This window comes from Agrobacterium sp. rho-8.1 (assembly GCF_033957725.1).
GTDB lineage: Bacteria > Pseudomonadota > Alphaproteobacteria > Rhizobiales > Rhizobiaceae > Agrobacterium.
This window is the reverse complement of record NZ_CP192792.1, coordinates 1-20,636: the sequence shown is the minus strand read 5'-3', so window position 1 is coordinate 20,636 and position 20,636 is coordinate 1. Positions and strand designations below refer to the sequence as shown.

17 protein-coding genes and 1 pseudogene are annotated in these 20,636 nt (G+C 53.5%); 5 read left to right on the top strand and 13 right to left on the bottom strand.

Going from position 1 to position 20,636, the window contains the following annotated elements; translation table 11 throughout:
- Positions 1-14 precede the first annotated feature (14 nt).
- Positions 15-506 carry a hypothetical protein gene (locus RMR21_RS24940; protein WP_320187930.1) on the bottom strand — a complete coding sequence of 164 codons (492 nt, stop codon included), beginning with the start codon at positions 504-506 and terminating at the stop codon, positions 15-17.
- Positions 507-825: 319 nt separating this feature from the next.
- Positions 826-1,059: pseudogene (locus RMR21_RS24935) on the bottom strand (PIN domain-containing protein); the annotation flags it as partial.
- A gap of 410 nt (positions 1,060-1,469) precedes the next feature.
- On the opposite strand from RMR21_RS24935, the gene RMR21_RS24930 reads away from it, so the two are divergent.
- Positions 1,470-3,158, top strand: a complete 1,689-nt coding sequence (locus RMR21_RS24930; protein ID WP_320187929.1) for a methyl-accepting chemotaxis protein — start codon at positions 1,470-1,472, stop codon at positions 3,156-3,158.
- 112 nt (positions 3,159-3,270) lie between these two features.
- Here the strand turns inward: RMR21_RS24930 and RMR21_RS24925 are convergent, their stop codons facing one another.
- Together RMR21_RS24925 and RMR21_RS24920 are read right to left on the bottom strand one after the other, a co-directional pair.
- The gene (locus tag RMR21_RS24925; RefSeq protein ID WP_320188012.1) at positions 3,271-3,801 is read right to left on the bottom strand and encodes an NUDIX hydrolase; all 531 of its coding nucleotides are present in this window, start codon (positions 3,799-3,801) and stop codon (positions 3,271-3,273) included.
- A 71-nt stretch (positions 3,802-3,872) separates the two neighbouring features.
- Positions 3,873-4,220 (bottom strand): hypothetical protein, encoded by a 348-nt coding sequence (locus tag RMR21_RS24920; RefSeq protein ID WP_320188710.1) that lies wholly within the window; start codon positions 4,218-4,220, stop codon positions 3,873-3,875.
- A gap of 573 nt (positions 4,221-4,793) precedes the next feature.
- On the opposite strand from RMR21_RS24920, the gene RMR21_RS24915 reads away from it, so the two are divergent.
- Entirely contained in the window at positions 4,794-6,956 is a 2,163-nt protein-coding gene (locus tag RMR21_RS24915) for a DEAD/DEAH box helicase (RefSeq protein ID WP_320187928.1), read from the top strand.
- A complete protein-coding gene (locus tag RMR21_RS24910) occupies positions 6,943-7,620 on the top strand; it encodes a DUF2290 domain-containing protein (protein ID WP_320187927.1) in 678 nt (225 codons plus the stop codon). Before RMR21_RS24915 ends, RMR21_RS24910 begins: the two co-directional genes overlap by 14 nt.
- 275 nt (positions 7,621-7,895) lie before the next feature.
- Here the strand turns inward: RMR21_RS24910 and RMR21_RS24905 are convergent, their stop codons facing one another.
- From RMR21_RS24905 to RMR21_RS24890, 4 genes are read right to left on the bottom strand one after another with little or no spacing between them, the layout of a single operon-like run.
- The gene (locus RMR21_RS24905; protein ID WP_320187926.1) at positions 7,896-9,704 is read right to left on the bottom strand and encodes a DUF2326 domain-containing protein; all 1,809 of its coding nucleotides are present in this window, start codon (positions 9,702-9,704) and stop codon (positions 7,896-7,898) included.
- Between the two features lie 2 nt (positions 9,705-9,706).
- Positions 9,707-9,958, bottom strand: a complete 252-nt coding sequence (locus RMR21_RS24900) for an ABC-three component system middle component 8 (protein WP_320187925.1) — start codon at positions 9,956-9,958, stop codon at positions 9,707-9,709.
- Positions 9,936-11,051: an ABC-three component system protein gene (locus RMR21_RS24895; RefSeq protein ID WP_320187924.1), complete on the bottom strand. Its 1,116-nt coding sequence runs from the start codon at positions 11,049-11,051 to the stop codon at positions 9,936-9,938. The genes RMR21_RS24900 and RMR21_RS24895 overlap by 23 nt, the downstream gene beginning before the upstream one ends.
- Positions 11,051-12,211: an RHE_PE00001 family protein gene (locus RMR21_RS24890; protein WP_320187923.1), complete on the bottom strand. Its 1,161-nt coding sequence runs from the start codon at positions 12,209-12,211 to the stop codon at positions 11,051-11,053. The genes RMR21_RS24895 and RMR21_RS24890 overlap by 1 nt, the downstream gene beginning before the upstream one ends.
- Positions 12,212-12,400: 189 nt before the next feature.
- Here RMR21_RS24890 and RMR21_RS24885 point away from each other — a divergent pair, with 189 nt between their 5' ends.
- Positions 12,401-13,549 carry a site-specific integrase gene (locus RMR21_RS24885; protein ID WP_320187922.1) on the top strand — a complete coding sequence of 383 codons (1,149 nt, stop codon included), beginning with the start codon at positions 12,401-12,403 and terminating at the stop codon, positions 13,547-13,549.
- 43 nt (positions 13,550-13,592) lie between these two features.
- On the opposite strand, the gene RMR21_RS24880 is transcribed toward RMR21_RS24885, so the two are convergent.
- Positions 13,593-14,414 carry a DUF6602 domain-containing protein gene (locus tag RMR21_RS24880; protein ID WP_320187921.1) on the bottom strand — a complete coding sequence of 274 codons (822 nt, stop codon included), beginning with the start codon at positions 14,412-14,414 and terminating at the stop codon, positions 13,593-13,595.
- A gap of 219 nt (positions 14,415-14,633) precedes the next feature.
- On the bottom strand, positions 14,634-15,233 hold the full coding sequence (locus tag RMR21_RS24875; RefSeq protein WP_416409725.1) for a DUF1349 domain-containing protein: 600 nt from the start codon (positions 15,231-15,233) through the stop codon (positions 14,634-14,636).
- 443 nt (positions 15,234-15,676) lie between these two features.
- On the opposite strand from RMR21_RS24875, the gene RMR21_RS24870 reads away from it, so the two are divergent.
- Positions 15,677-16,585: a restriction endonuclease gene (locus tag RMR21_RS24870; RefSeq protein ID WP_320187919.1), complete on the top strand. Its 909-nt coding sequence runs from the start codon at positions 15,677-15,679 to the stop codon at positions 16,583-16,585.
- A 406-nt stretch (positions 16,586-16,991) separates the two neighbouring features.
- Here the strand turns inward: RMR21_RS24870 and repC are convergent, their stop codons facing one another.
- From repC to repA, 3 genes are all read right to left on the bottom strand, one after another.
- Complete coding sequence (repC, locus tag RMR21_RS24865) at positions 16,992-18,206, bottom strand: plasmid replication protein RepC (RefSeq protein WP_320187918.1); 1,215 nt, start codon at positions 18,204-18,206, stop codon at positions 16,992-16,994.
- A gap of 174 nt (positions 18,207-18,380) precedes the next feature.
- Positions 18,381-19,340: a plasmid partitioning protein RepB gene (gene repB, locus RMR21_RS24860; RefSeq protein ID WP_320188725.1), complete on the bottom strand. Its 960-nt coding sequence runs from the start codon at positions 19,338-19,340 to the stop codon at positions 18,381-18,383.
- Positions 19,341-19,439: 99 nt separating this feature from the next.
- Positions 19,440-20,636: a plasmid partitioning protein RepA gene (repA, locus tag RMR21_RS24855; protein ID WP_020046783.1), complete on the bottom strand. Its 1,197-nt coding sequence runs from the start codon at positions 20,634-20,636 to the stop codon at positions 19,440-19,442.

The following is a 20,636-nucleotide window of genomic DNA, read 5'->3' as shown; positions in this document are numbered from 1 at the left end:
GACCATTTTGGCACCTAATCTTTCGGCGAACGAAGTAAGCAGAACTCCTCGCCACGGAAGCGGAGTGCAACGTAGCTGCACTGATTCATATGCTCGATGAGGCATGCTTGCTCTGGCGCTGACATTTCTACCATCGTGCAGCGCTCGTCCGCACATGCCTGACTGTAAAATTGACCGGTGGGAACATGCGCAACGAAAAGTGCCGTCTCCGGTCCCTTCGGGTCGATTTTTTCATATGCTGCGGTCAACCTCTCAAAAGTTGCACGATCCTGCCCCAGAGGATTGAGGTCGATACCCATTTCGCCGACCTCGCCGACCACTGTCATGTAACGCGCATGCTCAGACTCGGAACAAACAAGTCGATCAGCCTTTGCAGGAACCGAACACGTGAAAACGATGGCACTGGCAATAATCGTTATATTTCGCATGACCAATTTCGGGCTATGCTTGTCACCGAGCAAATCCCTACTGCCCTTCCCTAGTTCTGTCGTCACAAAAAACTTCATTACAGCTAACCCGTTTTCTGGCTTTTCGAAGACGCAGGGTAAAGCATTTTTCAACACCCGCAACGTACCACAGCTTATGTAGTCGGGGCTCCAACTCCCGGGAACCGAGGGACATTGTCAGCTTCGACACCAGTACACAAAACTTACTTCGGATATGGCTCCCCTTCGCCATGAATGAAAACACCGGAGATCGCCTGACCAAATCAGAATGGATTTAAGATCTTGATGAGATCTCGAACCAGAGACCTGCAAATGTAAAGGCTCAGGCGGCCCAAGGATTGATTACTCTTAATCCGGCTGCTTCAAATAGGCTTGTATCTCACGTTGCAATCGCGAGATCGTTCTGTGTAGCTGTAGCGGCAATGTATTCATCAGCCTTCCCAATCGCCTTTCCGGATGTTCGGGCACTGGCCATCAGGTTCTCGTAGAATTGGGAGGTGCCTACATTAAAGGGCAGAATGCGCCCGTCAAAGATCGGTAGAACATCACCTTCAAGGCGATCGTGTAGAATTGTCTGACGCTTTCTCGATGGCATTGAGGCAATCCCGAAACGTCATCGGCACTGCTGTTGCCGTGTCGCGCTGTTGTTGCAGCGCTTCGACATCACTGTTTGACGTTTCGGCGTCACGACCAATGTCCGCGAAAAGCGAGCCGAGTGTCACGCGTCTAGATGGTCGTCCTACATTTGAAGCCTCATCCCGAGCATAATTACAGAAAGCTCGCACAATTTTCAGATCGATGAGCTTTCAAGGCAAATGAACCGCTAACCCTGCAAAAAAATATTAGCGTACACAGGGAGAGAGGGCTGCATCACTAAATTGATCACGAAGCTATTAGAAGAAAGATTTAACTGGCCGTAAATTATAAAAAGCATGAACCACTTACTCAGAGCGCTGGCATGGAACATTCTCGGCAATTCTCGCTTTTGGGAGCTTCGACCTTCACCCTCCAGAAAGCAAAAAAATGGCCTTTTCCATACCCACTGACGCTGCCCGCGTTCTCCAAGCCCTAAGCAGCTCTCAGGCCATCATAGAATTTGATCCATCTGGGCGAGTCCTCGCTGCCAACGAAAATTTCTGCAATCTAGTTGGGTACGAGGCGGCGGAAATCATCAACCAACATCATTCGATCTTCGTCGCTTCCGATGAGGCAGCCCACTCGGATTACAAGATGTTCTGGGCGAAACTCGCAAGAGGCAACAGCGACCGTCGTCAGTACAAGCGTCTAGCTAAAGGCGGCAGGGAAATTTGGATCGAAGCGTCCTACAGTCCTGTCTCGCGCGCGGGCAAGGTCTACAAAGTAGTGAAGGTTGCGACCGATATCACGGGCACTGTAATCCGCGCCGCCGAGGATGCTGGCAAGGTTGCGGCATTGTCCCGGGCGCAGGCTATCATCGAGTTTACGCCGGACGGCCAAATTCTCGGCGCGAATCAGAATTTTCTCCAAACTATGGGATACGAACTCGAAGAGATCTTGGGGCGGCACCATGCAATTTTCTGCGATGAGGCAATTGTGCAATCGGTGGAATATGATCAATTCTGGAAGCGGCTCCAGGATGGTGAGTTCATTGCATCCGAGTTCAAGCGTGTGGCCAAGGATGGACACTTCGTTCATATTCAGGCGTCTTACAACCCTATTCTTGATGAGACGGGCCGCGTGCGAAAAGTGCTTAAGTTTGCGACTGATGTCACAGCTAGAGTACAGAATGTCGAAACGCTTGCTGCTCGCTTGAATGATCTTGCCAAGGGTGATCTCACAAAAGAGATCGAGCAGCCGTTTATACCGTCGCTCGAGCGCCTGCGCGTAGATTTCAACACTGCAGCGCAACGTCTCTGTGAGACCATTTCAGCCGTTGCCAGCAACGCGGAGGCTATTGCTGCATCGGCAGCAGAGGTTCGATTGTCGGCCGACGATCTTTCGCGCCGAACCGACGATCAGGCCGCGTCGGTGGAGCAAACCGCTGCTTCTCTTGAGCAGATTACAACGACAGTAGCAGACAGCAGTCGTCGAGCCGATGACGTTGGTCATCTTGTCGAAATGGCGCGCGTAGATGCTCAGAAATCCGGAGAGGTTGTCAGTGAAGCGATGGTGGCTATGGGGGCAATCGATGTGTCTTCTCGCCAAATCTCTGGGATTGTGGGGCTGATTGAAGAGATCGCGTTCCAAACCAATCTTCTTGCACTGAATGCTGGCGTGGAGGCTGCTAGGGCCGGAGAAGCAGGGAAAGGGTTCGCTGTCGTCGCGCAGGAGGTGCGATCGCTCGCCCAGAGGTCCGCGACAGCCGCCAAGGAGATCAAAGCCCTTATTGTCTCATCAGCTGAACAGGTGAAACGCGGTGTCACTCTCGTGGATAAGACCGGTGAAGCACTCACAAAGATCGTCACACAGGTCAATGAGATCAGCACGAACGTTGCAGCAATTGTTGATGCTGCCAGAGAGCAGTCCATCGGTCTGACAGAGATCAACAAAGCCGTGAATGTAATTGACCAACGCACACAGCAAAACGCTGCAATGGTCGAACAGACGAAGGCGGCGAGCTCGGCTTTGTCGAATGAGGCCAAAGACCTGTTTAATCTTGTGGCGCAATTTTACATGGACCGAGCAGCGAGCGCGCGCAAGACCTCCCCTTCTGGGGTTGGACGGGCCGCCTGATTGGATATTGTTTGACAATAATGCCGTTGCCACAACTGATGAGTGCCGCACAGATGGTGCAAGTGTGATTTGATGGACTAAGTGAGGACCATCGCAATCAGCTTCTCCTAGACTATTCTCCAGAAATTTTCTTCCGCTTCGGCCGGAAATGAACGAGCAGCGATTTAAGCTCGACCTCGCGCACCCGGCGTGCAGCCTCGTCGGGTGAAACCCACGCTAGCTTGCGTTGGCCCTGTTCTTTATAATCGGCCTTCTGTTCCGTGACATCCATCGGAAAGACTTCAACGATGCAGGGCGAGACATGCTGGTTATCGAGCCATTTTAGGTAGGTGTAGCGACCGACTGCGCGTTTGCCGACACGGCCGCGCACGCCAGACTCCTGAAAGGCTTCAAGCGCCGCTGCTTCATACGGTTTCTTTTTCTTCATCGGCCAGCCCTTGGGAATGATCCAGCGGCCAGTTTCCCGCGAGGTGATCACCAAAATCTCGATGTCATCGCGGTCGGGAAAGCACCGGAAGCAAAGCGCAGCATATTGTTGGCGGAAATCAGCACGTTTCAGTTGCTCGGGCATTGCTGCGAGCTGGGTAAGCAGTCCACGAGACGCGGATGGAATGGTCTGCTTTTGTTTCTTTCCTGGTTTCACAGCCATCTCAACCTGACTATTACCCCTCAAACACTCAATCCCAATTGGCACAATAACTTGAAGCGACTGCCTCAACCGAACCAGTAGCTCCAGGCAGCGCCGACAACGACCCCCGTTGTCACAAGAGCAATCGTCGACGGTAAATCACGGCCCAATGCTGGGAGCACGACTGGTTGCGGTGGCGCCAACCCATTGCCAATCGGTGCGGCAAGCCCTAGGGGATAAGCGCTTGCAGAGGCGGTCGCCTCAAGCATCTTGCCGGGCGCACTGATCGAGACCTTCGTGATAGTATGCTCATCAAATTTGACTGAGAAAGCGACTTTGTCAGCGTCCCTAATCTGGCGGAGCGCCTTCTCTGCGGCAGATACCTCATCTTCCCCCTCAACCAGCGAGGTCTGGGTTACGAGGAAGAATGGCATGTGAAGTCCTCAAATTTTCATTCCCGCGATGATCGCAGCTTGTCTTAGTGGGCCATCAATTTCACATACACGTAAGCTATGGAGCAAGCGAAATCATCGGTCGAGACCAGGGATTGGCAGCCGTTCACAACAATTAGGGCCTAGCTTTCACACAATGCCTAATAAGCCGCCTTACTGATACGCTAAACAATGCGAACTAATCGCGCGCTGAAGCGGCCTATTGCCGATCATTCGTCAGATCTTGCCACTACACATTCTTGTTGAACGCACCGACAGGTTTACGAATCGGGTATGGGGTCCTCCTCGCCTTGAACAGAATCGAACCGGCGCTTCTTCGATTCAGAAGTCAACCCGCTGAATTTGTATGATAAAGATGGTGACCAGAGATAGTCTGCTGCATCAGTCTCCTAGCATTGGGCCCAACACACGGGATTCCCATCCATCGTCGCACTTTGATGGAGAGCCGACCTGCGACCGATCGAACATAATGGTGAAGTCCGCTTTTAAAGTGCTATCCCCACTTTGGAAGTTCGGTTAAATAAGACGAGTTTTAGCAAAAGAAGCCATCTGCATATGACCGAAATCGTCTGGGGATCAACTCGTAAGCCTGTAACTAGTCAACGGCTAGCTACTCACATTGAGCGTGAGTTCCGAGACGAAGGCTTTCTCTATGTGGGCTACCCAGTTTTGTCGGCAGCCGAAGGCGTAAACTCGATTGATGCGCTATGGATCAGTCCTGCTCACGGCGTCGTCATTTTTCACCTGATTGAGGGCAAGGATTACGAAGGCTTCGAGGAAGTCCAAGATGAATTCGCTAACAATCTAGAGACGAAATTTCGACCGCATAAACAATTAATGAAAGGTCGGACGCTTTTAGCCTTGCCCGTAGTCGTTACCTACGCGCCCATGGCAAAGTCACCTCCGACGAGCGACGAATATCGTATTGTAACAGACGACGACCTTATAGAAACTTTAAGTGCCATCAACTGGGAGAATCCGGAGCTTTATGCCGCCACCCATTCCGTAATTCAATCGATCTCATCGATCCGAAAAGGCAAAAGGCGGCGGATTGCATCGGTGCCCAATTCGCTTGGATCACAATTGAAAAGACTGGAGGATTCCATTGCCAACCTCGATTCGATTCAGAGCCGAGCGGTAATCGAAACGGTAGAAGGCGTGCAGCGTATCCGTGGTCTTGCCGGTTCCGGCAAAACAATCATTCTCGCACTGAAGGCGGCCTATCTGCATGCACAGCATCCGGATTGGAAAATCGCTGTAACATTCAACACCCGCTCCCTAAAAGCGCAGTTCCATAGGCTCATCGAAACCTTCGTTGTTGAACAGACCGGGGAGGCACCGGTTTGGGAAAATATTCAAATAATAAACGCTTGGGGTGCGCCGGGTGGCCCTAGCCGCACGGGCGTGTATTTTCAGTTCTGCGTCGCGAACGGTCTTGAATTTTATGATTTCCAGCAGGCTAAAGACCGCTTCTCCCAACCGCGTGCTTTCGAAGGAGCGGTTCAAACATCGCTTCAAAAGTTGACAGACATTAAAACAATTTTTGATGTCATTCTGGTCGATGAAGCACAGGACTTCCATCCGAACTTTCTGAGGTTGTGCTACCTGGCCCTCGGCCCATCGAAACGGCTCGTCTATGCCTACGACGAGTTACAGTCATTGACCGAGAGTAGCTTACCTCCTCCTGAAGAACTATTCGGCAAGAAGGCTGATGGCTCACCAGAAGTCGTTTTCTCAGAGCCACAACCTGGTCAACCAAATCAGGACATTATTCTAGAAAAGTGCTACAGAAATTCGCGGCCAGTGCTTGCTACCGCTCACGCGCTAGGTTTCGGCATTTATCGTGATGTAGATCCGAAAACGAACACGGGTTTGATTCAGATGTTTGACCGCGCTGATCTTTGGAAAGACGTAGGATATGTCGTGAAAACGGGGTCGCTTACCGACGGAGCGCAAGTGACTTTGACTCGCACGCCGCAGTCCAGCCCAGAGTTTCTGGAGGAACCGGGACATTCGGCGCCCCTAGTCGAATTCCTCAGCTTTGCAGGAGCAGAACAACAAGCGAAGTGGATTGCCGATCAGGTTGAAAAGAACGTTCGCCATGATGAATTAAATTTTGACGATATTATAGTCATCAACCCTGATCCGCTTACGACTGTCAGAGAAGTCGGACCAGCTCGAAAGTTATTGTTCGAGAGAGGAATCCAATCTCATGTCGCCGGCGTCGACACATCATCGGATATTTTCTTCAAAGGTGATGATGAATCAATCGCCTTCACCGGGATATTTCGGGCCAAAGGTAATGAGGCGGGCATAGTCTACGTCATGAATGCGCAAGATTGCTATCAATCGTTTGGTAGTTTAGGGCGCGTCCGAAATCAGCTTTTCACCGCGATAACGCGAAGCAAAGCGTGGGTCAGAGTTTTAGGATTCGGCCCAAATATGGATAAACTCACAGAGGAATTTCAACGAGTGGCAGGACACAACTACGAGCTAAATTTTGTCTATCCTGACGAAGAGACAAGAAAGCATCTCAAAGTTATCAATCGAGATCTTACCCCTGAAGAGCAAAAATCAATCAAAGGCGCCGCGACAAGGCTGTCTTCCCTCGTGAGCGATATAAGCGCGGGGAAGGTGCTCATCGAGGATCTCCCTAAACAGGACGTTGACGCACTCCGCAAATTCCTGGCAACTGGAGCTGGGAATGCTAACGGCTAATGCTATTCGGACACAGATATCTGAAATCACCGCTGATCTGATCGCCGTCGGCTTGTGTGTAGATCAAAACTTTCCCACGATGAAAACTGAGAGGGATGGATCGCTCACCGTCAGTTTCAGCGGTTTAGAGAACCTTTCTGTAACGCTGAAAAATATTCCCTATGCAGAATCTTATCGAGAGTTACGGCTAAACAGATCTTATAATCTGAGACTAATCGATGGCGGCGTGATTCAAATGCTCTATCATTTCTCAAATGATAAGCTCGTTAAACATCGGCTGGCCTTTTTCCCATCACCTGACCTTTTAGAATATCAAAACAATAGCGAAGTATATGAACTAGATGAAATGTACGGTGATGTGATTGCGAGTAACATAGTCACTTCTCCAATACGATTTGACTTTGACCCCACTGCCTTTGACGACTACCACCATCCCATGTCGCATCTCACCATCGGCCAATACAAAAACTGCCGCATTCCCGTGACCGGACCTTTGTCGCCGTTTTCTTTTATGAATTTTATTCTGCGAGCATTTTATAATACCCCATATAAAAAATTCTCCTCAGACGTTCGCGAACACGAAGGTTTATTCGAAGCGACGATCACAGGAAAAGAGACGAGGCATTTGCATATCAACGTTGGATCGCCGCTCGTGGCCGCCTAGAACGCTATCCTGGTCGAAGACTGGCAGCCATCAAAAGACAGTTGCAGGCTGTTTCCCAAGTTGGCAATCTTACGCACAATGTAGCCCGCAAGGTGCGCTGCTGCACCGGTTTTCCAAGCGGCGCGTTGGCGGGTCGACTGTCCTACCGGAGACGCTATTCGCTATGATATATGCCACTGAGCACTGGTGCCCAATACCATCCCGGCACCTCTCGTGCGCATCAGAATGTCGGACCAAGTGCACCGAAATCGGCGGGCCTCTAAGCTAGCACCAATTCAGAATTCCGCCATTTTGAAAAGTCGGCCAGCTTGTCCGCTGTCGTCCAGGCGCAGAACTATCTCATCATCGGCAAAAGCAACAAGCTTTCCATTTGCGTCGCGCGGTAGATCGGACGCGATAACTGTCATGATATATTGGAGCTTTCCATTGCTGATCTGATCGCGAACGACTTCAAGGAAAGCTAGCTTCTTGCGATTGTCGAGCGCTTCCATCATCCCGTCATGGTAGACAAAATGAAAGAACGGAATGTCCTCATAGACACGCAAAAGCGCCAGGTCGAACAAAGCACAAACAAGCTTCTTATAGCTTGTGCCCTCGCCCTGGCTGGATGCGACGCCCTTTTGGCCGGCGAGGCCCAGGCTGATCTTGTAGTCCAGGTTGTTGTTTGAATTGACGTGAAAGAAGAAGATGCCCTCATGATTGAGCACCTTCTGGCAAAAATCGTTGAAAATGCGGGTGAAGCGTTCGTAGATAATCGTCGGTTTTGCAAGCATCGCTTTTATTTCGTCAACCACACGTCCACGATCACGTTCAGCTTCACGAACGCGGCGAGCCGTTTCCACGAGCTCCTCAAGTTTCTTGCGCTGTTCGCCAAGGAATACGAGCTGCGCGCGCTGCACGGTGACATCTTTCTGCAGGGCCTTGAACTTTTCGAAGGTATCGGTCGAACGGAGCACTTTCAGACGTTGCACTCGTTGAGCGTCAAGAGACGCCTTGCGACCTTCCGCGGCCAAAAGTTCCTCCTCTAATTCCTTGCGGCGCTTTCGCAGCGCTGCATTGCGCTCCTGCGTGACCTTCTTCTTGAACTCAACCAGTTCGCTGTATTGCTTTTTCAGTTGTGCCGGAAAATGGAGCTTTGCATTGTCAAAGATCGATTGCACCTCGTCGAGGTCGAATTTGTCCTTGTGGCTAAGCGAGCTATCGATCTGGCCGATATCATATCTAGCATCATAAATTTGCTGGTTCAGGCTCGCGATCTCGCTCTCAATGGTTTCCACCAAATCGCGCATAAGGCGGCGCTCTTCGTCATCAAAGCGGAACGCATCTAGCTGCGCTTCCAAATCCTCAACCTGTTGTTGGAGCACGCCTAGTTCCGCCGTCAGTTTGGGAAGGTCCTCTTCTTTGAACTGGACCTCAGACTGCTGTTCAGACTGCTTTTCTTGGAGTTTCGCAATTCGTTCGTCCAGCTCATACTTTCGAATGATCGGCGTCTGATCGAAGCCAAATAGTTGAGCGACAAACGGCTTCCAATGAAGGTCGCGCCCCGCTTGGAATTTTTGCAGCTGTAGCTCATCACTCCAGTCGCCTTGCGATCGCAGAAAATACGTGATTGCCTTCCTATAATCGTAGGGTTTTAACGCTCTGAGATCGAGCCAAGCGTCAAGAAGCTTGATGGCTTCGTCGATCGGCAGATCGGGATGATCCCATACGTCTTCGGCTGCCGCGCTGAAATCTGCGTCGGGATCTTTGTGACGGGACAGAGCGATCCGGGTCGGGGCGACGACGCTGCGCCGTATGGTGGCGTAACCGCCACTATTCAAGGCGATCTCAAGAAAGAAAACGAAATCTGAAAAGCGGTCACGATGTCTATGGAGAAAGCTCTCCTGCGACCATCCCTTCAGCATCATGAAGTCGATGACGTGCAGTAGTGTCGTCTTGCCGAGATTATGCGAGTCTTTTCTACGATCCCCTGGATGGTTGACCTCACCAAGCACCACATTCAGATGAATGGCATCGGCCCCATGATTGAAAGCGACCGGTGAGAGAACATCTGGAAGGTTGGAGTACAGGCGGCTGAGCTGCATGGTCAGTCAGTCCCCTTATATTCGAGCGTATCGTTCTTGAGGTGATACTCGGCCTTGCCCAATAGAAACAGAAGGTCGAGGGCGGGCAGGAAGGAAAGCTCGCCATCGGAACCCACCCGTCGGATCACGACTCCGCGCAGCTTCTCAAATTCACAAACGCCCCGCTTCTGAAGCTCTTTGAGGACGAGCGAAAATACGCGCAGCAATGAAGTGTCCAAGTTGAGATGTTTCTTAGGCGTCAACGTGGATGACATCTTCATTCTCCTCCAGCTGTTTGATGCCAATATCGCAATTGAAATACATGTAGTGCAGCAGGATCGAAATCAGGCGGCGTTTGCCCCGCAGGGCTTCACGCTTCTCCTGGATCTGTTCGTACATGAAGACGAAGATGTCATCGAACGCTCCGAACTGAGCGCGCTTGGCAATGATCTTCTGCTTAAGCTCATCGGCAGCATCATGATAGAGAGCCGCGAATTCCTCGTTCCTAGGATTCTGAAGGAACTGGGCGACGCGATCAAAATGCGGCATGGATTGAGCGACAATCACCTGCTTGTAGTATTCGTCGGAGACGCCATTGATCTTGTTTTTCTGCGGCATCTTAAGCTTTTCAAAGTCGAGCGCGCTGTCAAACGCGCTGGTAGGGTCATCCTTAGTATAGGCGTGAAGCGCGCTGATCACTTCTACCAGTTCGTCCGGGTTGAAGCGGAAAGGAGATGAGTCGAGCCAGTTAGGCAAGGTTTCTCGGATGTTCGCGTAATCATCGAGCGCTAGGTGAAGACGTTCAACGCCGATAATGTGCGCGGAGCTGATCCCGAGCCCCAAGAGATCCTTCATGAACTTTTCGTCAGCACCGCCCGTATATTTCCTGTTGGCGAAAACGAGATAGTGGTCGCAAATCCCGTCCCCGTTCAGCCGCTTGATCTTGCCATGCTCTTTCCCGAGCAAGCCGGCGAAATCGGGGTCGGAACACGATCTGTTTGGCGCGCTGATGTGCTTTGCCTGAAGGACAAAATGTCCGGACAACGGCGATGCGTCGCTCGGGAACGCGTTCGCAGTGCCGTGAAACTTTCCATCGCGGCCACCGTCCCGTCCGCGAGCAAATGGGGTCACACCCTCGCCTAACCAGCGCACACAAATGCGAACGACGAGCTTTTCAAACTCATCTTCATTTAGCTCGTGCAGTCTGTAGTCGCGAGGCAGCATGAGATCAGCATTGCAAACAAAAGTTGAACATAACTCTAATGGATTTGGAGTATCTGAGGCTAATTGCGTTTGCAATGCCTGGAGAGCTCGATCGGCGAGATCGCTGGCCGTCCAGTTTGCAGCGGGAACGCTCGGCGGGCTCATCACCTTACCCCCCATGCCCTAAACCTTCCCCTCCCCGTCATCTCCCGCAAACCCAATTCCTCGACGATCCTCAGCGCCGCTCGCGGCGTGACGCCCAGTTCCTTGGCAATCATCCCGGCCGACACCAATGGTTTTCCCATTGCCAGCTCAATCAGCTTCGGCATCTTTGACGACGTCCTCCTTCCGACCAGCTTGCGCTCCAGCATGGTTCGCGCCAGCGCCAGTCGGTCATGCTCCTTCAGCCCGACTTCTGCGGCCGCCAACAATCCATGGGCAATCGCCAGCAGTCGGGTTTCCCTATCGCGATGCCGTCGCCGATCGACGGGAATGGTTTTCAGGCCCAGATTGATGGCGACGAGATGCGCACCTGATGTGATGCTAGCCTGGCGTAGGATGGACGCGGACAACAGCCGGCCCAGCCAAGGCGCATGCTGCAGCACTGACAATTCATTCCAGGCATCGAGGGCGATGGTCGCCTGCAGCACCGGCGGCAAATTTTCGGCCTGCTGCACCACGCCCTGCCATTCGTCTAGCCGCTCATCCTCATCCCAGTCGAGATCATAGATCATCGGATTTTTTTCGGCCGCACGCCCGGCCGCCAGCGGGCCGGGACGCTTTGCCTGCTCGATGGCGGCGTCCGAGCGGGCGAGCAACGCGTCGATGTCAGCGAATTCGTCGTCAAGCGCTCTCGCACCTTTGTCCTCGTTGCCCTCTCCTGCTTCGTTGGCGATGTCGGGCACGGCGTCTTCATCAGCCGCGACCGGTGTCTGATCATCCGAAGATGATGCAGACGCGCCGGCGACGACGTCGTGTCCGCGGATGCTCCGGAGGCCGTTGGATGACAGTGCCCATTTTGGTGGCTGCGCGACGATGCGACGCCGAGTGCGCAAAACATCGCGGGCGATGGTGAGTTCGTGGGTTGGGGTGCGGATGTCTTTGGTGGCATCGTGGAGAACGAGGTCTTCGAGATGGACGAGTTCACCGTCGATCCAAAGCGACGCGCAGGCGTCGGTGAAGTGGGAACGTTCGACAAAGCCATCACCGACCCCTGAGCGGGCAATCCGTTCATCGAGACGAGACAACGCGGAGACCGCGTCCGAAATCGGCCGCAGCAACGTCGAGATAGGCAATTTGGCGATATCGTAAACCATTGAAATCATGGTAAATGATTTGTTAAACGGACACCAGTGAATAGTTTGTGTCCGTCACATGGTATGATTATGGGTTGGGGTTATAACCATCGATAACAAACGTTTATCGATGGTAGTTGATCTGGAGTCGCAAATCAGAAAGAATCGGGCCAAATCACGGCCCTGAAGGCCGCCGAAACCCACGATTTTGGAGCGTCCGTGCTCAAAGCCAAGACATCACTGACCGCCGTCGAGCGGCGCGCTGAAGAACTCGACACCATCGCTTCCGTGCTGCCTATGGAGCGCCGCGACGAACTCGCCGAGCTTCTCACTGACCAAGACATCGAGACGCTGCGCCATCTCGTCAACCAGGGCATGGGCGACAACACATTGCGGGCACTCACCTCCGATCTCAGTTATCTCGAGGCGTGGGGCTTGGCAGCAACCGGGAAATCGCTGCCTTGGCCCGCGCCCGAAGCGCTCCTACTAAAATTCGTTGCCCATCATTTGTGGGATCCTGAAAAGCGTGCAGCCGATCCCGGCCATGGCATGCCGGCCGACGTCGACGGAAACCTTCGAAGCCAAGGGTTCCTGAAATCCGTCGGCCCGCATGCGCCGGCGACGGTGCGCCGGAGGCTGGCGAATTGGTCGACGCTGACCAAGTGGCGGGGCCTTGATGGCGCCTTCGCCTCCCCTGCCCTGAAATCGGCCATCCGCCTTTCGGTTCGCGCCGTCCCCCGGACGCGGGGTCGCAAGAGCGCCAAGGCGGTCACCGGTGACATCCTGGCAAAACTGCTGTCGACCTGCGCGACCGACAGCCTGCGCGATCTCCGTGACCGGGCAATCCTGATGGTAGCGTTTGCGTCCGGCGGCCGGAGGCGCAGCGAGATCGCCGGACTTCGGGTGGAACAATTGACCATCGAGCCGCCGATCAAGATGCCGGACGGCCCTCCCCTCCCCTCTCTTGCCATTCATCTCGGCCGGACCAAGACAACGTCGGGCGAGCAGGACGATACCGTCTATCTCACAGGCCGGCCGGTCGAGGCTCTCTATACATGGATGTCGGCGGCGAAGATCGATAAGGGCAGTATCTTCAGGGGGATTGGGCGATGGGGCACCGTGTCAAAGCGGGCGATCGATCCGCAGTCTATTAATACGATTCTCAAGCAGCGGGCGGAGATGGCAGGGTTGGAGCCGGGGGAGTTTTCGGCGCACGGGTTACGGTCCGGGTATTTGACCGAGGCCGCCAACCGCGGCATCCCGCTCCCGGAGGCGATGGAGCAATCGCGTCACCGATCCGTCCAGCAGGCTTCAAGCTATTACAATAATGCCACGCGCCGCAGTGGCCGGGCGGCGAGGATGCTCTAGACAGATTATGAGGCCGTGAGAGTATGGCGATCTGCGTGCATTCTCAGCTAATCGGAAAATACTCGACCCTTTTCAAGGCTGAAAGCAGTGCTTGAGTGGATTTCCCATCCGTAACCGCGTTCGTCACGATACATGCAAGTGCCATTAGAGTTTCCTCGTGAGAGCCGTCTCCCATCGACCTAAAACCACGCGCAAAACGCGTTTGCTCACCGAATTCCAAAGCGGCTTTGTCTTGGTAGGGACCGTCATTGGCAACTTTTTCGGGCGCTAAGCCTGAAGCAAACCCCCAACGAAGGTCATTTAGTTCTGATGAGCAGAAGACGCCGCATTGAAGGATCACAAAAGCGTCGAATGGATAACTATCTGATCCTTGCTCTTCAAATTGGTACAGAAGGTCGTCTTTAAGATCTGGGTCGATCTGATACGCAAACAGAAGCCGCGTCGGGACCGGATCACCATTCCTCTCTGCAAACGCCGCAACCTCGTTCATAGCCTCGCACGCCTTGTTGAGGGTATGTTCGGTCAGTGTCGATTTCACTTCCACGACGACGCGGATCTGTTCCCAAGTTACAACGGCGTTGACCGCTCCAGCGTCAATCGGCCATGCCACCCCGTCAAACTCATCAAGAACAACAAGATCGAGCTCCGGCCCCAGTTGCTCTCCTCCGATTGCGCTTGCGAATACATTCGTATGGGGCCTGTTTCTCTTTGAAAGCCATGTACCAATAAAATTTGCAACCGCGTCTTCGCGGATTACGCCTTTTCCTCCCGGCAACTTGTGTGCAGCACTGCGATGATATGCGGCCATCATTTCGTGATAGTGGCCCAACAGTGTCCTTGACAGTCGTGGTGGCAATTGCGTCATTTCGGGGTCCCAGTGCGTCCTATGTGTTACCCCGTGTAACCGTCAGATCTTAAAGTACCGTAGCGCGGCAGCTGAAAGAAGTGCCCCCATGAGGACGCTACCACACACGTCAGTTGGAAGAGGGCATCGCGTTGGTTTCCCGCTGAACAACGGTCTGTGTGAACAAGCACAGAGCATTCAGGCCGCCCTCGCTCCCTCAGAAATGAAATAATTTGGCAACTATGTCAGGTCGTGAAGGTCTTTGCCCAAGGCCGGCCCCAATTGCCACTCACTAAATCTCACCTCTAAGCCTGCACGTTCGGGAGTGCAGCACATTGGGCCAACTAGATAATGATCCGCTTCTGGGAATGGGCCGAGGCGGACCAGTGGCCACGTCTGCCCATCTCCTGAAGCTTGTATTCTCAGAACACCGCTCTGGACGGTCACCCTTATCCAAAAATCGGATGGGTTGCCGTCATATCGCCCCGTTGCCCAGTCGGATACCTCATCCGTCAACACGCTGCCCAACAAGCCATATCCGTCTGAGAACTCGATCCCGGTCTTGACCCAACGTCTCTCGTCGAGCCTGACCATGAGTCCAGCCTGGTCGTAGAGATGTTCAAAATGGGCTTGGACTCGAATCTGGGCGGTGAAGTCACGATCAGCCCGGAACGCGTAAAAGTGGCCACTGTCGCGCACAAAGCCATAGTGTGTCTCTCGCCAAAAATCCGTGTTGGCGTCAGTCATTACGGAAATTTCGATATCAGAAGCAATTGCTGCTGTGGGCTCGTTGAGCCAATGTCCATTTTTAAGACTCGGCAAGGGCGTCTCCTTTGACAACTGGTGGACTTGCTCAGCCGCATCTCACCTAAACGGTCATTCCTTAAAAAGCGCAATTGTCGTCGACAGGCAAGGCCTGACAGGTTCATTCGCTTGGCAACTACATTGCGGACATGCAGGCCGCTCCGGAAAAACAGAAAGGCGGACGGACCGCTTTCGGCCCCAACTCGGACAGTGCGTCGATTGAAGCGAAAGTCCGGTGTTGGCGCATTATCTCACCGAGGCTGCCAACCGTGGTGTTCCGCTCCTCAAAGCAATGGAAAAGTCGCGCCATCGATCAGTTCAGTTGCGTCCACCTATTATGGCAATGCGACATGACGCACGGGGAGGAACGCGCGCTTACTGTAGTGGCTTGGAAGTGAGCGACTGGCAAAGGACGGCTTATGTTTTGGGACAGACTTTGATATTGGACACAGGTGCGCGTAAAAGAGGTGGGAAGCCTAGTGACACAGAACCATCGACGACTTCTGCACACGGGCCTACAGAATTACGATCATGCCGAGTTCGAAGTCGATTCGCCATTTTTCTCGCAAGCCCTCCAAGCACATCGTTGTCCCTGTTGTGCAATTGGCCTTCAGGTGTTTGAGCATGAATTGGAGACGAAACCACTGAAGCCAGGATACGGCCAGGTTCGATGGTTGCACCTTGAGATATGCCTCGCCTGTGGCTGGTGGAATTTTCGTCAAGACCATGAATCGTTACCATTTGAGGGACCTAGGGAGATTTCCAGGTCTACATGGTGGGAACTTACCCATGCGCTGCAGAGCGAGATTAATTTAGGTTCAACCACCCTCCCCCTCGAACTGATCAGAAAGCACCTTCTGCGGCGTTGGGAAGATCGGAAGTTGATTTCCGCCCAGCAGGCAGAGGATCTCGTTGCCTCGCTTTTACAGGAGCATCACGGCGGTCAGGTGATCCGAACCACAGCTAATGCAAACTCCCCCGACGGCGGGATCGATCTGTATCTCGCATGTGGTGATGACGGCACGGTTAGACGTGCAGTTCAGGTGAAACGTCGAATAGCGACGGATACCGAACCTGTTGACGAAGTACGTAACTTCGTTCGTGCGATGGTTTTGACTGGGTCTGACTGTGGAATTTTCGTCACTACTGCCTCGCGCTTTTCTAAAGTTGCGCAAGGTGTGCCGGACCTTGCGAAGGAGGCAAAATTCAAACTCGAGCTCGAACTCGTGGATGGTGAACGTCTGTTCGAGATGCTCCGAGCAACGAGCGCGACGATGACTGCCCAACTTCCTCCAAGGGTTGAGCCCGATCAGGAGTGGCTCGGCGGTAATGGGCGGACGATTCTGGCGCGCGAGCTATTCAATGGTGACATCAGAGGTTGGGCCTGATTCGTACATCAATATTCCAAGGCCTAATTGAAAACAGACCCCGAGGCGGGACTGACTACGTGGTCGCACGATGTCAAGAACCCGCCCACCCGGCTCCGGAGATCGGGATCCTGCCATAGCCGCTCAATTCGCAGCTATATTTTCGACTTCGGCGTCATGCGCCAGCCACTTCCTCATACCAATAATGACATTGGACCTAAACCCATTTCCTAGAGAGTTGCCAGCCGGAAACTTTCTACAGCGAGGAAAATATCACAGTAATATCAGTCGCTTCACGCTCTGATCGTTAGAAACTGACGTTTCCGGGCCGCTCGGAATGGAACGACTTGAGTCGCAATTCCGACGAAACTCCTCTCCGCCGTATGGTGTTCAGCACTTTTGGAGGCTCTTTTATTTCAACTGTCATTCACGCCGATCTCTTTCCGGCTTCACCGTTCGATCGCAACAGCGCCATCACCATCGGTCCAAGGGAAAACTCGCCCCGCGCCGCCCGGTTGGTGAGATCACGCAGATAGCCGCCGGCCGAATTGATGTGCCCTGCCCTCTCCAGGATACAGGCAATCGCAACTGCTGCGTTCTCGGGCCCCATGGCTTCGCAGGCCTCCTGATAGGCCGATGGGCTCACACCCAGCATCGACCTCACCACGACTGCGGCTGACATCAGATCGCGCCAACTACCCACAGCGCCGGCCGGACCATAGTCGTTAATTTGTGGGCACGCCTTCAGCACAACACCCAGAGGAAAGGCCTTCAGCGTCTCAGTGTCAGGCTTGCGTCCCTTGTTCGGCTTTTCGCCCTGCTCTTTTTCAGAGCTAGGTTCAAGTTCATTGCAGGATTCTGGTTTTGAATTCTGTATGTGCTGCTCAATATGAGCATCATTGGTGCTATTAAATTCTGAATTTGACTGCGTATCCAACAGATTAAGGATTTCCTCGCGCAGAAGCTCCAGTTCATCGAGAATGCTGGCGACGTCAGCCATGGTTGGGGAGCGTGGAATGCGGGCGACGAGGTCGATGTACATAGCCTCGATCGCCATCCAGTCGCCGTCAGCCCCCTCCTCTATCGCCGCAGTAATGAGCTTGCGAACATCCCGGCGGCAGATTGTCAGGTTCTCTTTCGCCTTACGGAAAGCGGAACGAGCAGCAACGACTTTCTGCGCGATGACAGCAAGCTCTTCAGATCTGGCAAGGATTGGCGATAGATCGAAACCAAACGCATTTTCAATCTCTCCGACACCGTTCTTCCGCGCATAACGCTTTCCGTTAGCACTGTCTTTGCGAACGATAAGACCAGCATCAACCAACAATGCGAGATGCCGACGTAGCGTGGCCCCTGCCATACCATGGGCTCGAAGGATCAATTGAGCATTTGAGGGAAACACGACGAGCTGCGCGTCCTGGCGCAATTCGTTTTCCGGATAGAAGCTCAGAAGCGCGTCGAGCACAGCCAGGCTGTTCGACTGCAAGCCGAGTTCTTCTCTCGCTTCCGAGGCATCACGGAAGACTTTCCATTTTTCGACCGTTTTGCCAGCCTTGATATCGTTTGTGGCCACTTGCCGCTTCACCAAGGCGAGCGTCATTGGCCGCCGCCCAAAAGGCGTCGTCACACTTCCTGTCTGCATTTCTTTCACCTTTCAAAAGGCAAAGAAAAGGCTACGCCAAGACGGCGTTGACTCTTGACTGGGATTCCGGGAAATGCGATTCTCTAAGCGACCAAACTGAGAGAGGCCTTCTGGAACACCGTTTCGGAGGGCTTTTTCTTTGCGCTATCGTTCCTTTCCTGTTTACGATTCGCCCTACTGCTTCGACCTCTTGAACGAAGCGTAGATCTCTGGGAGGGCCGACATCAGGTAGTCCGCAAAATCCGGAGCGGCCTTTTTGTCGATCATTAAAGTCAGCGTACGCTTGTCTTGCTTGTAACGAGCGGCCTTGGTGCCGTCCTCAGCTTTCCAAACTTCCGTTTCAGTCTTCACTGCCTTTGTCTTCTTAGGGGTGACAGCTTCGAATACTCGAGCGAAACGCTCGTCAGAATTCAAGCTTTTCACCGCATCGTCATTGAGTAACGTACGGGCAGTTTCGGAAGCGCCATCTTGTCCCAGGCGGCCCGACAATTCGTACCAACGGTCCCGACCGGTTTTAGGGGCCGCGCCGATCAAGCGGATAATATCTGCTGGAAGCTGTTTGGCGGCTTGGATCAACCGGGAAAGATTGCTTTTATCAACCGCAAGAGCCGCCATGATGACCGGCCGCTGAAATCCACCGGCTTCAAGCTCTGCGGCGTATAGGGCGCGCTCAATAAATGAAAGATCCTGCCGAGCGCTGTTCTCTTGCCCTTGCGCCAGAACCAACTCGTCATCCGACAAGGTGCGAATCGCAGCCTTCACTTTGATGCCGGCAGCCTTCACTGCTCTCAGGCGTCGGCGCCCGTAGGCAATCTGGTATCGACCTTCGACAGACGGGTGAGGGCGCACGAGGATGGGGACCTGCTGACCGTGCTCTTTTATGTTACGAGCGAACTCTTCGAACTGCTCTGGAGACTCCTCCAAGCGGTCTGCCACGAGCGGCGCGTCAATGAGATCTGGATCGAGTTCCGTAAGCGACTGAGACTTCAAAAGCTCAATGGAGCGCGAGACCGCACCTATCGCACCACGTGGGGAATACTGCGGAGTGGCAGCATCCTGCGCGGCAATGTCTTCGGAGTTTCCGGCTGGCAACTTTGGTCCAGCGAGGTCGGAGAGCAGGTGTTTTCTAGCCATTAGTAGCCCCCTCGGGTGTCGAGATTGCCGCCCCACAATAAGGGGTTTCCCGAAAGTTTCCGGCTGACAACTTTTGCGCTTCTACGCGAGATGCGAGCGTCATTTGCGCCCCCATGCGCTCTGAATGAGCTGTGCGATTTCAGTGTTCACATTGTCGAGCGATTCCATCGCACGGTCGTAGGTCGCGCGCGTAAACTGGTCACGGCTGACTTCATAAAGCGTCTGCTTTGTAATTCCGGCGTCGGAGATAGCTGTGCTTTTCAACATTGGATGATTTAGGACATGGTCACCGAACATTGTCCTCATAAACGACACCATCTGGTTCTGAGGACCATCACCGGGCTCGTAGCGAGTGACAAGGTACCGCATCCAGTCGTAGTTCATGCTTCCGCCTGCATCCGCGACGACGCTCAGCAATTCCGACGTCATCAAAAGAAACTGGCACATGGACATGACGTCCAGCATCTGCGGATGGACTGTGACAAGGACGGCGGTCGCTGCACACAGAGCAGAAATAGTTAGAAAGCCGAGCTGTGGAGGGCAGTCGACGACCACGACATCATAATCGTCCGCGACTGAAGCGATCGCGTCGTCCATTCGCGTGAAGAAGATGTTCTTCCGATCGTTCGAGCCCAAGACCTTTGCCGTATCGTGCTCGAACTCCATCAGCTCGAGGTTGCCTGGCACCAGATCGAGGTTGGCGAAATACGTCTTCTTTATCACGTCTTTCAACGGGCGACGTTCAGCGTCATAGCGCATCGCACCGTAAAGCGTCTCATTGTCCTTGACGTCGAACTCCGGCTGGAAGCCGTGCAGTGCCGACATACTGGCCTGCGGATCAAGATCGATGGCAAGAACGCGATAGCCGTTCAGGGCGAGATATTGCGCCAAGTGTGCAGCTGTTGTCGTCTTCCCGCTGCCACCTTTGAAATTGACAACCGTGATGACCTGCAAATGCTCTTTGCCCGAGCGTTTGGGTGAGTAGCGGCGATCATTTTTCCCGGTCAGATCAAGGTATTCACGTAGGGCCTGAATCGTTTCGACCGTATAGGAGCGGCGATTGTTGTTGCCAATTTCCGGCTGCGGACCTTTCCCCTCGATCGAGAGGTGACGAAGGTATCCGTCGTTGACGCCGATAAGCTTTGCAGCTTCCGTCGAGGAGAAGGAACGCAAAGTTTTGCGCGCCTCTGGCGGGTACAACTTCACACGATGTTCGTGCAACGCACCGGAGAGGTCTCGCGCGTGGGCGGCGATCAGTTTATGAATAGCCTTTTGAAGCTGAGCCGGATTTTCCAC